Origin of the sequence: Dokdonia sp. (assembly GCF_039945015.1) — a bacterium.
GTDB lineage: Bacteria > Bacteroidota > Bacteroidia > Flavobacteriales > Flavobacteriaceae > Dokdonia.
Window position 1 is genome coordinate 459,717 of record NZ_JBDUXP010000030.1, and the last position, 15,072, is coordinate 474,788.

Sequence of the window (15,072 nt, forward strand, 5' to 3'; positions counted from 1 at the left end):
ATTTATACCTAGTTATGTGTGTTTATTTTCTTCTAATTTTGAAGACTACATACTAAAACACACTCAATTATGGATTCAAATTCAATCTCAAGATTAGGTCTTTCTAATGAAGAAATGGCTATTAAATATGGTCCTCTTTCTGGACTCATAGGAACCTGGACAGGAAACAAAGGGGTTAACCTTATCGCTGTACCAGACCAAAAAGGAGAATTTACATTACTTGTTGCTCCGTATTACGAAACCATCGAGGTTACTGCATTAAGTAGTACTACTCCAAATAGAGGTTTAAAAACCATCGAGAACATACCAACATTAATGTACAGTTTACGAATACATAATGCAAATGACAATAGTTTAATGCATGCTGAGAATGGTATTTGGGAGCTTCTAGACGGCTCAAAAGATAATGATGGTTACAATCTTGCTCGTATTTCTACAGTGCCACACGGAGACGCTATAATGGCTTTAGGGAACTCTTCTGTGACTCCTGGAAGACCTCCTATAGACAAAACAGCTAGTGCAATTCCTACAGGTGGCTTACCTCCTGTTTTAGGATATACAGATGTATACGATTCAAAAATTGTACCCGGATTTAACAATGCAACGCCTAATACGTATCTTACAAATTACCTAGATGCACAGGAAAAAACAGGAAGAGTAATTACAAGTAGTACAAATCTTGTGGTAAGTACTGCCAATAATGGAGGAATAAATAATATCCCATCTATAGATAAAAATGCAGATGCAGCTTCATTTGAGAGTATTTTTTGGATAGAAACAGTTCAAGACAAAGCAACAGGAAAAAGCTTTCAGCAATTACAATATTCTCAAAATACGATTATTGATTTTCCTGTAAAAGGAACTCCAAAAGGAGAAACCATACACTGGCCACATTTTAATGTAAATACATTAATCAAGCAGTAAATTGTTGATGTATACGCTTTCGTACTTCGACAAGCTCAGCATAAACTTCTGCGTCGTATACTCCTTGAAAGCGTACTTAATAATACAATCTTTTATACTTAAAAAAGGGAGATGCATAATATATGCATCTCCCTTTTTTAATAGTATATAAACACTATTACTCCTTTACTCCTATCAAATGAAAATCAAGATGCTTCTTGACAAGGTCTGCTTCTTTTACTTTGACAATGACTTCATCTCCTAAGGTGATTTGGTTATGAGTTCTCTGACCAATAATAGAGTAACTTTCTTGATCAAACTCATAGTGATCATCTTTAATATCACGTAGTCGTACCATTCCTTCACATTTATTAGAAATGATTTCGACATAAATTCCCCATTCGGTTACGCCAGAAATCACACCTAAGAATTCTTCATCTTTATGATCCTGCATAAACTTGACTTGCATGTATTTTATGCTGTCACGTTCTGAGTTGGTTGCCAGCTGTTCCATGGCACTAGAATGCTTACATTTTTCTTCATATTCTTCTTCATTTGCCGACTTACCACCATCTAGATAGTGTTGTAAAAGACGGTGTACCATCACATCTGGATAACGACGTATAGGTGATGTAAAGTGAGAATAATAATCAAAGGCTAGTCCGTAATGCCCTATGTTTTCTGCAGAATAGACTGCTTTTGACATCGTACGTATGGCGAGTGTATCCACCATATTTTGTTCTTTTTTACCTTTTACATCTACTAAAAGGTTATTAAGAGAATTTGTGACACTCTTACGATCTTTTAAATTCAATTTATATCCAAACTTCCCTACTACTTTTTCCAAAGCAGCTAGTTTCTCATCATCTGGCTCATCATGAATACGATATACAAACGTGTGCTTAGGTGATCTCTTTCCTATAAATTCTGATACTTTGCGATTGGCAAGCAACATAAATTCCTCAATCAGCTTATTTGCATCTTTTGATGTTTTAAAAAATACACCCGTTGGGTTTGCATCTTTATCTAAATTGAATTTTACTTCTACTTTATCAAAAGAAATAGCGCCATCTTTCATACGTTGTCCACGCATCATTTTGGCAAGTCTATCTAGTTCTAATGTTGCTTCGACAAGCGCATCTGATACTTGATAGGTTTCTCCAGTTAAGGATACTTCGGCTGGAATTACATTTGTTTTTGATTCTATAATGGCTTGTGCTTCTTCATAAGCAAATCGTGCATCACTATAGGTTACGGTACGTCCGAACCATGAATTAACAATTTTCGCGGAAGCGGGAATCATTTCAAACACGGCAGAAAACGTATATTTTTCTTCATGTGGTCGTAAAGAACAAGCACCATTACTTAGAATTTCTGGTAACATTGGTACGACTCTATCTACAAGGTATACAGAGGTAGCACGTTCATAGGCTTCATCATCTAGGATCGTTCCAGGAATCAGGTAATGGCTTACATCTGCAATGTGAATTCCAATTTCATAATTGCCATTATCCAGTTTTTGAAAACTCAACGCATCATCAAAATCTTTTGCATCTTTTGGATCTATCGTATACGTGAGAACATCTCTCATATCACGACGTTTTGCAATTTCAGCAGGCTTTATAGACGTATCTATTTTATTTGCATAATCTTCTACTTCTTGAGGAAATTCATATGGTAATCCATATTGTGCTAAAATAGAGTGAATCTCTGTATTGTGTTCTCCTGGTTTTCCAAGAACTTTGGTTACTTTTCCAAAAGGAGATTCGGCTTTATCTGGCCAATCTTCTAGTCGTACTACTACTTTATCTCCATGCTCTGCATCACCTATTTTCTTAAGCGGTACAAAGACATCGGTATACATTTTATTAGCTTCAGATGTGTGTACAAAGGCAAACTTTTTCTGTATTTCTATGACGCCTACAAATTCTTCGGTCTTACGTTTTAAAACTTTGACAATCTCACCTTCGTGTTTTTTACTACGGCGTTGTCTATATACATATACTTCTACTTCATCACCGTGCAACGCTTTATTCATATGTTGTGGAGGGACATAAATATCTTGCTCCATATCTTGTACCATCACATATCCTCCGCCTTTACCAGAAACATCAAGTATTCCTGTATAATAATTGCGATTAGGGGTTAGTTGGTATTTTCCTCTTTCAGGTTCTATCACCTGATCCTTGGCTTTTAATTGTCCAAGTTTTTTGATCACCATATTGCGACTACTCGTATCGTTTACATCGAGTTTTGCACAAATTTGTTTGTAATTAAAAGTTTTGTGGTGGTCTTCTTTAAGGATTCGAATGATCCTTTCTGTGAGGTTATTAATCTTTGCAGAACTCCGTCTGCGTTTCTTTCTAGTCATTTAAATTGTAATCATATTCATTTCTATCTCTATAGAAATTTATTTATTTTTTGCTTAATGAATTTTGTATTAATAATGCATTCGGATGAATGCGTTGTACTGTGAAGTCTATAAAAAATAGTATGAATTCTTTTGTAATAAATTCATTAAGATTACTGCAAAGCTACGTTTTAAATATTAAATGAATAATTCCGTATGTTATTTTACGGTTAAAAGAAGGTTTTGTTACTATATATAAACAAAAAGAGCTCACAGTATTTGCAAGCTCTTTTTAGATTTTATACGCTTTCGCGAAAGCATACTTAAAATGATTAGTATCTATTTTATTCTATAATTAATTTTCTAGATGCTTTCCCTTGTGTTGTATGCACTTCTACAATATAGATTCCTTTTGATAAGTTTGAAGTACTAATCGTTGTTTCTATACTTGTTTTTACGATTTGTCCTAAGCTATTATAAATGGTTGTTTTTTCTAATGTACTTCCATTTTCTAGATCTATCGTTATATGATCTGAAGCTGGATTTGGGTATAACTGAAATTGAGAAATATCAAATTCAGTTGTAGCAAGTAAACCACTAAGGTCAAACACACGAACATGACCTGAATTAACTCCATTAACTCCATCATTAAAATTTGCTCCAATAGCTAGAGTTGTACCTGTTGTATTTAAACTTATTGATCGACTTGATACATCAACTGCAGCTTCTCCGTCTATATCTATTCCTATTTGCGTCCATGTATTATTTATATTTTTAAATATTCTCACATGTCCAGAATTTTCCCCGTTTATTCCATCATTAAAATCGGCTCCAATAGCTATAATTGTACCATCTGAAGTTAATGATACGGAAGTTCCAAATCCATCATCTGCAGCTTCTCCGTCTATATCTTGTCCAACTTGTGTCCAGGAATTATTTACATTTTCATATACACGTGCATGACCAGAAGAGTTTCCGTTTACTCCATTATTGCTTCTTGCTCCTATAGCTACAATTGTACCATTAGCATTTAAACTTACTGAGTTTCCAGAAAAATCACCAGCTGCCTCTCCATCTATATCTTGTCCAACTTGTGTCCAAGAATCGTTTACGTTTTCATAAATACGTACATGACCAGATCCTCCTCCATTACCATCATTTAATCCAGCACCTATAGCTACAATTGTACCATCAGTATTTAAATTTACTGAACCTCCAGAAAAATCACTACCTGCTTCTCCATCTATATCTTGTCCAATTTGTGTCCATATGTCATTTATATATTCATAGATACGTACATGACCAGAATCAGAACCATTATCATTATTACCAGGAGCACTTATTGCTATAATTGTGCCATCAGTATTTAAACTTACTGAGTTTCCAAAAGAATCACCGCCTGCTTCTCCATCAATATTCTGACCTATTTGGATCCAGTTGCCATTAGTATTCATATATATACGAACTTGACCTCTATCATTTGTATCTTTTAAGGGTGCACCTATTGCTAATATAGTACCATCGCCATTTAAACTTACTGATCTTCCTGATTCATCACCTGTTGATTCTCCATCAATATCTTGACCTATTTGTGTCCAGGTACCATTTATATTTTCATATACACGCACATGGCCTATGGTAGAGTTTGTATTATTACCACTTAAATTTGCTCCAATAGCTACAATTGTGCCATCATCATTTAAACTTACTGATCTTCCTGATGCATCGCCTGTTGATTCTCCATCAATATCTTGACCTATTTGTACTTGTCCATAACTTAAAAAAGGAAATAATAAAATAATAAGTAATTGTTTTTTCATAGTTTTTTAATTTTTTGAAACAAAATTACGTTTATATTTCATTGATTTAAAAATATTTAGTTAAATACATTCATAAAAAAAGCCTACACTTAGTATAGGCTTTTTTATAATTATATACACTTTCGTACTTCAATAAACTCAATATAAATTTCTTGAAAGCGTACTTAGAATGGTTAATATCTATTTTATTCTATAATTAGTTTTTTAGAAGCTTTTCCTTGTGTTGTAAGTACTTCTACAATATACATTCCTTTTGATAAGTCTATAGTACTGATTGTTGTTTCTATACTTGTTTTTACGATTTGTCCTAAACTATTATAAATGGTTGTTTTTTCTAATGTACTTCCATTTTCTAGATTTATCGTTATATGATCTGAAGCTGGATTTGGGTATAACTGAAATTGAGAAATATCAAATTCATTGGTAGAAAGTATTGCACTTAGATCAAATACACGTGCAGATCCTGAATCTTCTCCATTTACACCATTATTACGACTATATCCTATAGCTACAGTAGAACTGTCTGAAGAAAGACTAAGACCCATACCTTCAAAATGCTGAAATGTATCTTCGCCATTAATATCAGTACCTATCTGAGTCCAAACATTACTCACATTTTTGTAGATACGAACATGTCCAGAATTTTGACCATTACCATCATTATTTTGAGATCCTATAGCTACAATAGTTCCATCTGATGAAAGACTTACGCTACCTCCTGATCTATCATCTGTTGCTTCACCTACAATATTATCACCTATTTGAATCCAAGTACCTCCTTGATTTCTATAGACTCCTACAATACCAGTTTCACTTAAAACTCTAGGTGCTCCAGCAGCAAAAATAGTTCCATCTGATGAAAGACTTACACTAGTTCCTAAACGACCATTTCCAGAAAAGCCATCTACATCTTGACCAATTTGGGTCCAGGTTCCTCCTTGATTTTCATATACACGTACATGACCGGTATTTGATAACCCTCCTAAATCATTTCTTGGTGCTCCAATAGCAACGATACTACCATCTGATGAAAGACTTAAACCAGCGCCAGAACCATCATCTTCACCTTCTCCATCTATATTTTCGCCTATTTGTGTCCAAGTATCACCTACAATCTCAAAAATACGTACAACACCTGCATTATTGCCATTAGCATCAACATTCCTACTAGAAATAGCTATAATAGTCCCATCTGATGAAAGACTTATATTTGTACCCGAAAAATCACCTTCATTTTCTCCATCTATATCCTGACCTATTTGGGTCCAAGTACCACCTTCATTTTCAAATACACGTACATGACCAGCGCTATTATCATCGCCATTATTACCGTCATTAAGATTTGCTCCAATAGCAACGATACTACCATCTGATGAAAGACTTAAACCTCTACCAGAAAGATTACTTGGAGCTTCTCCATCTATATCTTGGCCTATTTGTGTCCAGGTACCACCTACATTTTCAAATACACGTACATGACCAGAATTAGTTCCATTCCCAGCATTTCTAATAGCACCTACAGCAAGCACAGATCCATCAGAAGAAAGACTTACTTCATTCCCCATATTATCTGCTGCAGCTTCTCCATCGATATCTTGACCTATTTGTGTCTGTCCATACATAATGAAAGGAAACAAAAGGAATAGCATTATTTTTTTCATATCTCAATTTTTATTTAATAATCAAATATCATAGTAACATATAATACTTACAATAATGAGTACATAAACGTGATAGATTATTTCATATTCGCTTTAAATAAATTCATTTTATATTATTTTCTAAAAACAAATTTCAATACTTTATAAAAATAAAAAAGACTTACAAAGTATATGTAAGTCTTTAATTATAAGATATTTAAAGTATATTTATTCTATAATCAATCTTTTAGAAGATACTCCTTTATCAGTACGTATTTTTATAAAATACATTCCTTTTGAAAATTGAGATGTATCTATATTTGTCTGTTGAGTAGTAGTATATACAAGTTGTCCTACACTATTATACATTGTAATTTTTTGTAAAACAATTTCTTCTTCTTCCGGAAATTCTATATGTACAGTTGTTACTGCAGGATTAGGAAATAATTTAAATCTAGATGCTATTGTTGTCGTATTTATTGATAATAATAATCCATTTAAATCAAATACACGTACTTCACCTTTACCTCCATTACTAAAATTTGATCCTATAGCTACTATAGAACCATTTGAAGAAAGACTCACACTAGTACCAGCTTGATCTCCTGTCATATCTCCATTAATATCGTTACCTATTTGTCTCCAGATATTTTCTTGATTTTGGTAAATACGTACTTGCCCAGAAGCTAATCCATTATCATTACTAAGTCTAGCTCCTATAGCTACTATAGAACCATCTGAAGAAAGACTTAAACCTCTACCAAATTGATCTTCATCTATTTCTCCTTCTATATCATCACCAGTTTGAATCCAACTTCCTTCTTCTTGTTTATAAATACTAACATGACCTATTTGTTCATCATCATTATTAGTAATCATTGAAGAAATAGCTACTATAGAACCATTTGAAGAAAGACATAAATCTCTACCAAACTGATCTCCTATCTGGCCATTACTAATATCATCACCTATTTGAATCCAAGAATTTCCTTGATTTCTATAAATACGTACATGACCTAATGTAAATCCATTTTCATTATCATAAGGAGTTCCTATAGCAACTACACTACCATTAGCAGAAATACTTACTGTTGTACCTAATACATCTGCAGCTGTAGTTTGATTAATATCATTACCTACTTGAACCCAAGAATTTCCTTGATTTTTATAAATACTTACTTGACCAGCTATTGGACCATCTCCATTACTTAAATTTGCTCCTATAGCTACAATTTTACCATCAGAAGATAAGCTAACACTTCTTCCAAAAAAACGTTGTGAAGTTTCTCCACTTATATCATTTCCTATTTGGGTCCAAACTCCAGATACATTTTCATATACTTGAACAAGTCCGGAATTATTATTACTATTACTAGCACCTATAGCAAGAATATTACCATCACATGAAATACTAATAGAAGAACCAAAATGATCTCCTATTACTTCTCCGTCTATATTTTGTCCAATTTGTATCCAAGTATTATTTTGATTCTCAAAAATTTGAACCTGACCAGAATTAATTCCATTACCATCATTATTAAAAGCACCTACGGCAAGAATAGTACCATCACAAGATAAACTAGTAGAAGTTCCAAAGTGATCTTCTAAAGATACTCCATTAATATCTTGGCCTATTTGGATTTGTCCATAGGTTATTATTGGAAATAAAATAAAAAGTAGAAAAATTTTCATTTTACCAAAATATGATCCTGCAAAATACATAAATAATTATATAGACTAAAAATTGTTGAAGTAATTCGTTAACTAACAACTAAATAATACAGGTATTTTAAACAAAATAAGGGAAATTCTTAAAAAAAACTTAAATTTAATGTAACATTATATATAAAATAGCGTCTTTACAATGAGATAGCCTTATGACTTCTACAAAAAGACTAAATAAAACCACCGTTCTATTTATCCTAATATTCTTATTAGGGCTTATTGTCATTGGAGTATATATCAATAATTCTTTTGAAGAAGAAGGAAATCATACTTCTGTTCCTTCTCCAAAAATTGAAAGAATAGCTAGTTAAACTTAACATATCTTATAAAAGATCTAGCTTTAATAAACTATTTTTCTTCTCAAACTATCTATTACTTAATTAAGTACCTTAAATTTTAAAATTAATTTGTCTGCCTTTAATTATTAAATTAAATCATTTTTGAAATTAATTTCAGTTATCAACATATAATATATATATCAAATGTTTTTCTTTAATAATTTAAAAATAAATGATGATTATAATAGCATGTGAATAGCGGTATAACTTTTTAATCTAATTTTTTGATTTATCACTTACTAAGAGTTATTCACTCTTTATTAAAAATCAGATAAGAGCATAAGTACTGATATATTAGGATTTACAAATTCCTATTAACAATTGTTAAAAACCAAAGTTCACTACTTTTTGAGTATAACTCTTTTTGTAAGTTATTAAATTTTCAGTTTAAATAGACTTATATGATTGGTAAGAACTAAGTAAATAAAAAGTTGCGGTTTAACCGTAATAGTTGCAGTTGGAAAAAAATAGATAGAAACCAACTTGAGTTATAAGTAAATCTTAAAAGTTATTGACAATAGCTATCAACAGTTTATAAACAGGTAACATCGTTATCAATATATATCTTAATATTGTTTATTAAAAGTGTGTTCGCTTTCGCGAAAGCATACCACACAAACCTTATAGTTTCTATAACTTTGTAAAAACAAATATGAGACTCTTATGAAAATTGCTATTGGAAATGATCACGCAGGCCCACAGTACAAACATGCTATTGTAGCATATTTAGAAAATGAAGGTCATACAGTAACTAATTATGGAACTGATACAACAGATAGTGTAGATTATCCAGACTTTGGTCATTTGGTAGCTACCGATGTAGAAAACGATGTCGTTGATTTAGGAATTGTTATTTGTGGTAGTGGTAATGGAATTGCTATGAGTGTAAATAAACACCAAAAGGTACGTGCAGCTCTTTGTTGGATGAAAGAGATTGCAGAGCTAGCTAGACAGCATAATGATGCAAATGTAATCAGTATTCCTGCTCGATATACGTCAGAAAATCAAGCATTAGAAATGGTAAAAGCATTTATTACTACTGATTTTGAAGGAGGACGTCATCAAAGGCGTGTAGATAAGATTTCGCATTGTTAGAATTTTGAAAAACCGCTCCGCGGAAATAATATGCAAACCAAGCCACTTTTTTTTAAGGTTAAACGTTATCAAGAACTTACTAGAGACGAACTTTACGCATTGCTTCAATTACGATCTGAAGTTTTTGTTGTAGAGCAAAATTGTGTCTATCAAGATATTGATGGCAAAGATGATCAAGCACTTCATGTATTGGGATATAAGGATGATATACTAGTTGCCTATACACGTATTTTTCCTCCAGGAACGTATTTTGAATATGCAAGTATAGGTAGGGTAGTAGTACATGCTTCAGAACGTAAATATAAATATGGATATGACCTTATGAAGGCATCTATAGAAGCAACAGAAACATATTGTAAAGTAGATACTATTAAAATTTCTGCACAAACATATCTGAAAACGTTTTATAATAATCTTGGTTTTAAAGTAGTAGGAGAGGGGTATTTAGAAGATGGAATTCCTCATATAGGAATGGTAAGGAAACCGTAAATATTATTTTTTATAGTTCACCTCTTTATTAAAAGGCAACTTCAATTGATATTTTAAAATATCTGTTTTTGTTTCATCTACGATGTCTAATCCAAACACAATTTTTTTAGAGTCATCGTATAAAAATGTACCAAAAATACGATCCCAAATAGAGAGAATATTTCCAAAATTAGTATCCGTCCAAGGCATTTCTCTGTGATGATGAAAACGATGCATACCAGGTGTTACAATAACATAACTTAACGCTCTATCTATACGCTCTGGAACATTAAATCGTGTATGTGTCCAATACGTAAAGAAAATGGTGATAATGCGATACAATAAGTAAAAAGAAATAGGCATACCCGTAATGATTACAGCAAAAAGCGCAGCTATTTCTCTCATAATAAAATCCATGGGATGATGTCGTGTTCCTGAAGTAACATCAAGATGAGTATCACTATGATGTATCGTATGTAAGTGCCATAGCCATTTATTTTTATGTAAGAAATAATGGATACCATATTGAGCAATCAGATCCAAAAATAATAATGCGATAATTAATTCTATCCATATTGGAGCATCAAACCAATGTAATATACCAAACTGAATTTCTTGTCCCCATAAAAAGATGCCTGCAGTTATAATACCAAAGACAACATTAATTATCATAGTAAAAGAAAGCAAGGTTAAATTTGTTCTTGCATGACGCCATTTTTGATATGCATTTTTACGAAAAGGATAATACCCTTCTAATATCCAGAAAATAGTGATAATGCTTATAAGCCATATTAGTTTTTGCCAAATAGGCATATGTTCAAAAAAGTCAAGAAAGGCAGTCATTTACTTTTTCTTTGGTTTGGGCTTTTTTACATATGTCACAAGAATTTCTACACGACGATCTAGTTTTGTATCTCCTCCTAAAGGATATTTACTTCCAAAACCTTCATAACGCATTCGTTTTTTAGAAACTCCATTTTTAGAAAGATAGTCATACACAAATTTTGCACGTGCAACAGAGAGATTACGTTTTCCTGTTTTTAAATCAATAGCATCTCGACCTTTACCTATACAACAGACGTGTCCTTGTATTTTAAAAATAATATTATCGTGCTCTTTTAGGTACTTTGCAAGTTGCCTAAGACTCTTATATGAACTTCCTCGTATATAGCTATAATTAATTTTAAAAAGGATGTTCTCTAGTAAAATACGATCCCCTTTTACAATCGTATCAGAAAAGGATTTATAACGCTTTTCTTCAACAGCAGTAGTTAGTTCTTTTTCAGTTTTTTCCTCTTCTTCAGAAATGATACGAGGTTGTTTTATAGAAACAATGATTTCTACTTTACGATTTAATTTGCGTTGTATTTCGTTTGTAATATCATCAAGTCTAGTAAGTAATAACTCACCTTTACCATCTGAGTTTTTAATAATGCTATCTGGTACCCCTTGTGCAGAAAAAATGGCTTTAATGGCATCTGCTCGCTGTTGTGATAGTTTTTTGTTATAAGCATCACTACCACGATCATCGCAATAACCATATATAGAAATATCCTCTATCTTATCTTTAGGTAGACTGGCTATAAACCGATTAAGCTTTGCCGTTTCTTTAAGAATAAGGTCATATTGATCTGTGTCAAAAAACGTCTCATGAGATCTGTCTACTTGTGCTACACAGATTACAGAGCATAATGCAAATACGATATGTAAATAAAAGTGTTTAATAGACAAACTTATTTTAAAATGCCTTCATAGCGATTAGTGTCATTTAAAACACGAATAGCTTCGGCAATTTCTTTATTATTTATTATTTGATATTCATATAATCCATCGCGATAGAAATATCGTTTTACAATCTCATCTACTAGTAAATTCTGGATTTCTTCTTGACGATCATTAAGTTCTTTGTTTTTTGCTTGATCAATAGTGTTTTCCAATTGACGATATACAGAAGATAACTGATCTTTTAATCCATCTTTTTCTGCTTGTTGCAATGCTTTTTCAAATGCATTCTCTGTTTCTGTTTCAAACTTAAAATTTGTCTTTTTTAAGAATTTTTTAAAATCCTCAAAATCACTATTGGTAAAATTAAATTCGTTTAAGTCTGCGTATTGATGTTTATAATAATAAGTTGTAGCATACTCAAAAATAGCGTTGTCTTTTGCAAGAGCTTTTGTAATAGGACTCATTTTTGCAGATGTAATTTCTATATCTGGAAAAACACCTCCGCCATCAAATACTTTTCGACCATTTTTTGTTTTAAACTCTTTATAATCTTGTGATTCAGTGCGTACTGCATTTCCTTTTTCATCACGATTCCAATAGTCTAATGCTTGTATACAACGACCACTTGGAGTAAAATAACGAGAGATGGTCACTTTAAGCTGTGTTCCATAGGTAAGCGGTTTAGGACGCTGCACAAGTCCTTTCCCAAAACTACGAGCCCCTATGACAACAGCGCGATCATAATCTTGTAAACCACCTGTTACAATCTCACTTGCAGAAGCACTACGACCATTAATAAGTACAACAAGAGGAATTTCTGTATCAACAGGGTCTTCTTTTGTTTTATAGGTCTTATTGTATTTTTTTACAACAGATTTTGTGGTAGTAATTAATTCTCCTTTAGGTAAAAATAAATTACAAATACGTATAGCTTCTATAAGCAATCCCCCTCCATTTCCTCTAAGGTCTAATATGATGTTTTCTGCACCATCATTTTTGAGACTAATAAGGGCTTCCCTTACTTGAGAAGAAGCTTTTTTGTTGAATTTTGTTAAAACAATATATCCAGTCTTTCCTTCTATTAATTTATAAAAAGGAACAGCATCTACATCTACTTCGGCTCTTTTTATAGTTGCTTGAGCTGTTTTTCCTTGACGAACATATGTTACATTAAGGTCACTTCCAGGTGAACCTTTTAATAAATCACCAGCATCTCCTTCAAAATCTACAACAGAAATATCTCCTATTTTTATAATTTGATCCCCGGCTTTAAGCCCAGCCTTATCTGCTGGATATCCTTTACGAGGCTCTATAATAGTCATTACTTTATCTTTAGTACGTACGGTAGACCCAATACCAGAATACTCTCCACTACGGTTAATTTTTGCATCTTCTACTTCCTGCTCAGTCCAGTATTTTGTATAAGGATCGAGATCATCTAGCATACCTTCTATAGCAGCATCCATAAGATCGGCAGGATTTGTTTCATCAACATAGTTCATGTTGAGTTCTTTAAAAAGTGTTGTAAAGATTTCGATTTGCTTTGCAATTTCAAAAAAATCACTTTTAAAACTTACGGTAGTAAATAGTATAACGACCGCAATTACTGGGATGAGGATTTTCTTTTTCATAGACTTAAATATACCTTCTAAATAGACGAAGGTTTTAGTATAGATTACACCTAGTATTGATAAAAACCAAACTTTAGGAATTATATTGTTTACGCTTTCGCGAAAGCGTATTATTTCTTCTTTCTTTTTTTGATCCAACGCCGAATCATAAAAGCGCTAAGAACCACTAAGATAATAAAAGGCCAGACGTGTACCAACCCAAGCAAAAATTCTGAAACGTTACTCCATCCATTTTTAAAAGCATGTACCATTTTGCGACCATAAGATACAGTAACACTTCTTTCTGAACTTATTTTATAAAAACGAATAGAAATCGTGCTTTCTGAAACTTGACTTTGTAAGTATTGTAATCTGCCTTCTCTAGCTTCTATTTCTTCACGTATTTTTGAGAGCTCGCGTTCTATTTCGAGAATTTCTTTTACATTTTTTGCTTGAGAAAGTAGTTCTAAATAACGTTTTTCTAATGTCCGTTTTGCTTTAAGACGCGCGTTGAGATCTACAAATTCCTCGGTAACGTCACGTTGTAAAATGGTCTTTTCTTCAAAATAAGAAACCCCATCAGAAATTGTTTGAATTACAGAATCAAAGCTTTCAGATGGAACCCTTATCGTTAAACTATGATATTGAGAATTGTATTCTTTTCCTGTATTATCCCGTTGTATATATCCATTTGCTTTTTGTACAGCAGCAAGTATTTTTTTATGTGTTTTTTCAAGCTCTTGTGTTTCAAAACGAAGATTTCCTGTTTTGATAATTTTTTGAGAAGTGGTTTGGGTAGGAGAAGATGAAGGGACCCTTGTTTTTTCTAAGGCTTCTATTTCTAAGTTTTCAAAGCCATCAGAAAGAGAATTACCAGAAAAATTTATAATCCCTGAGAGTCCTGCATTATCGTAGCTTCCGTCTGAGTTTTCTGGTTGCCATCCAGCAGTATCCTGCTCACTAGTGTTACAAGATATTAGTATAAATAAACTAAGAATGAGTAGTAGTAATCGCATCATTAAATCTTTTTAAGAGTTTAATCATAGCACGTTCTATCTCTTCATATGGAATGACATCACGTCCTGTATAGATGATAAGTACTGCAAATGTCGTGCCTTTTGTATCTATTATATTTTTATGGGTACGGTATGCTTCTCGCATGAGGCGTTTAATACGATTGCGGGTTACTGCTAGTTTGTGATTTCGTTTTGATACAGAAACACCAGCCTGTATATTGATTTCTGGGTAGGGTAGAGGTGTTTCTATAAAAACCATACGCAACGGAAACGATTTTACAGATCGACCCTCTATAAAAAGCGCATCAATAAGCTTTTTAGATTTGAGTTTTTCTTGTTTAAGATAGGTTTGCTGTTGCATAGCTATTTATATCAATATGTA

General features: G+C 32.6%; 13 protein-coding genes. 4 read left to right on the top strand and 9 right to left on the bottom strand.

Annotated features, from left to right (window positions below):
* Positions 1–69 precede the first annotated feature (69 nt).
* Positions 70–924, top strand: coding sequence for a heme-binding protein (locus ABJD27_RS21915; RefSeq protein ID WP_348164674.1), 855 nt, complete (start codon positions 70–72; stop codon positions 922–924).
* A 157-nt stretch (positions 925–1,081) separates the two neighbouring features.
* On the opposite strand, the gene rnr is transcribed toward ABJD27_RS21915, so the two are convergent.
* The 4 genes from rnr to ABJD27_RS21935 all read right to left on the bottom strand — a co-directional run bounded on the left by rnr (position 1,082) and on the right by ABJD27_RS21935 (position 8,405).
* A complete protein-coding gene (gene rnr, locus ABJD27_RS21920) occupies positions 1,082–3,274 on the bottom strand; it encodes a ribonuclease R (RefSeq protein WP_348164677.1) in 2,193 nt (730 codons plus the stop codon).
* A 323-nt stretch (positions 3,275–3,597) separates the two neighbouring features.
* Positions 3,598–5,073 carry a T9SS type A sorting domain-containing protein gene (locus tag ABJD27_RS21925; protein ID WP_348164680.1) on the bottom strand — a complete coding sequence of 492 codons (1,476 nt, stop codon included), beginning with the start codon at positions 5,071–5,073 and terminating at the stop codon, positions 3,598–3,600.
* Between the two features lie 185 nt (positions 5,074–5,258).
* Complete coding sequence (locus ABJD27_RS21930) at positions 5,259–6,734, bottom strand: T9SS type A sorting domain-containing protein (RefSeq protein ID WP_348164683.1); 1,476 nt, start codon at positions 6,732–6,734, stop codon at positions 5,259–5,261.
* Between the two features lie 207 nt (positions 6,735–6,941).
* Positions 6,942–8,405, bottom strand: coding sequence for a T9SS type A sorting domain-containing protein (locus tag ABJD27_RS21935; RefSeq protein WP_348164686.1), 1,464 nt, complete (start codon positions 8,403–8,405; stop codon positions 6,942–6,944).
* Positions 8,406–8,590: 185 nt separating this feature from the next.
* Here ABJD27_RS21935 and ABJD27_RS21940 point away from each other — a divergent pair, with 185 nt between their 5' ends.
* The 3 genes from ABJD27_RS21940 to ABJD27_RS21950 all read left to right on the top strand — a co-directional run bounded on the left by ABJD27_RS21940 (position 8,591) and on the right by ABJD27_RS21950 (position 10,360).
* Positions 8,591–8,749 (top strand): hypothetical protein, encoded by a 159-nt coding sequence (locus ABJD27_RS21940; protein ID WP_348164689.1) that lies wholly within the window; start codon positions 8,591–8,593, stop codon positions 8,747–8,749.
* Between the two features lie 690 nt (positions 8,750–9,439).
* Positions 9,440–9,871: a ribose 5-phosphate isomerase B gene (gene rpiB / locus ABJD27_RS21945; RefSeq protein ID WP_348164692.1), complete on the top strand. Its 432-nt coding sequence runs from the start codon at positions 9,440–9,442 to the stop codon at positions 9,869–9,871.
* Positions 9,872–9,901: 30 nt separating this feature from the next.
* Entirely contained in the window at positions 9,902–10,360 is a 459-nt protein-coding gene (locus ABJD27_RS21950; RefSeq protein WP_348164695.1) for a GNAT family N-acetyltransferase, read from the top strand.
* Positions 10,361–10,363: 3 nt separating this feature from the next.
* Here the strand turns inward: ABJD27_RS21950 and ABJD27_RS21955 are convergent, their stop codons facing one another.
* The 5 genes from ABJD27_RS21955 to rnpA all read right to left on the bottom strand — a co-directional run bounded on the left by ABJD27_RS21955 (position 10,364) and on the right by rnpA (position 15,051).
* Complete coding sequence (locus ABJD27_RS21955; protein ID WP_348164698.1) at positions 10,364–11,182, bottom strand: sterol desaturase family protein; 819 nt, start codon at positions 11,180–11,182, stop codon at positions 10,364–10,366.
* Positions 11,183–12,070, bottom strand: a complete 888-nt coding sequence (locus tag ABJD27_RS21960) for an OmpA family protein (protein WP_348164701.1) — start codon at positions 12,068–12,070, stop codon at positions 11,183–11,185.
* Between the two features lie 2 nt (positions 12,071–12,072).
* The gene (locus tag ABJD27_RS21965; RefSeq protein ID WP_348164704.1) at positions 12,073–13,695 is read right to left on the bottom strand and encodes a S41 family peptidase; all 1,623 of its coding nucleotides are present in this window, start codon (positions 13,693–13,695) and stop codon (positions 12,073–12,075) included.
* Positions 13,696–13,805: 110 nt separating this feature from the next.
* Entirely contained in the window at positions 13,806–14,693 is an 888-nt protein-coding gene (locus ABJD27_RS21970) for a DUF4349 domain-containing protein (RefSeq protein WP_348164707.1), read from the bottom strand.
* On the bottom strand, positions 14,665–15,051 hold the full coding sequence (rnpA, locus tag ABJD27_RS21975) for a ribonuclease P protein component (RefSeq protein ID WP_348164710.1): 387 nt from the start codon (positions 15,049–15,051) through the stop codon (positions 14,665–14,667). Before rnpA ends, ABJD27_RS21970 begins: the two co-directional genes overlap by 29 nt.
* Positions 15,052–15,072: the final 21 nt, after the last annotated feature.

Bases quoted from the DNA above. Each gene is read 5' to 3' on its own strand.
- rnpA (WP_348164710.1), bottom strand. From the start codon at position 15,051: ATGCAACAGCAAACCTATCTTAAACAAGAAAAACTCAAATCTAAAAAG.
- ABJD27_RS21935 (WP_348164686.1), bottom strand. From the start codon at position 8,405: ATGAAAATTTTTCTACTTTTTATTTTATTTCCAATAATAACCTATGGA.
- ABJD27_RS21970 (WP_348164707.1), bottom strand. From the start codon at position 14,693: ATGATGCGATTACTACTACTCATTCTTAGTTTATTTATACTAATATCT.
- ABJD27_RS21950 (WP_348164695.1), top strand. From the start codon at position 9,902: ATGCAAACCAAGCCACTTTTTTTTAAGGTTAAACGTTATCAAGAACTT.
- rpiB (WP_348164692.1), top strand. From the start codon at position 9,440: ATGAAAATTGCTATTGGAAATGATCACGCAGGCCCACAGTACAAACAT.
- ABJD27_RS21925 (WP_348164680.1), bottom strand. From the start codon at position 5,073: ATGAAAAAACAATTACTTATTATTTTATTATTTCCTTTTTTAAGTTAT.
- ABJD27_RS21915 (WP_348164674.1), top strand. From the start codon at position 70: ATGGATTCAAATTCAATCTCAAGATTAGGTCTTTCTAATGAAGAAATG.
- ABJD27_RS21930 (WP_348164683.1), bottom strand. From the start codon at position 6,734: ATGAAAAAAATAATGCTATTCCTTTTGTTTCCTTTCATTATGTATGGA.
- ABJD27_RS21940 (WP_348164689.1), top strand. From the start codon at position 8,591: ATGACTTCTACAAAAAGACTAAATAAAACCACCGTTCTATTTATCCTA.
- ABJD27_RS21965 (WP_348164704.1), bottom strand. From the start codon at position 13,695: ATGAAAAAGAAAATCCTCATCCCAGTAATTGCGGTCGTTATACTATTT.
- rnr (WP_348164677.1), bottom strand. From the start codon at position 3,274: ATGACTAGAAAGAAACGCAGACGGAGTTCTGCAAAGATTAATAACCTC.
- ABJD27_RS21955 (WP_348164698.1), bottom strand. From the start codon at position 11,182: ATGACTGCCTTTCTTGACTTTTTTGAACATATGCCTATTTGGCAAAAA.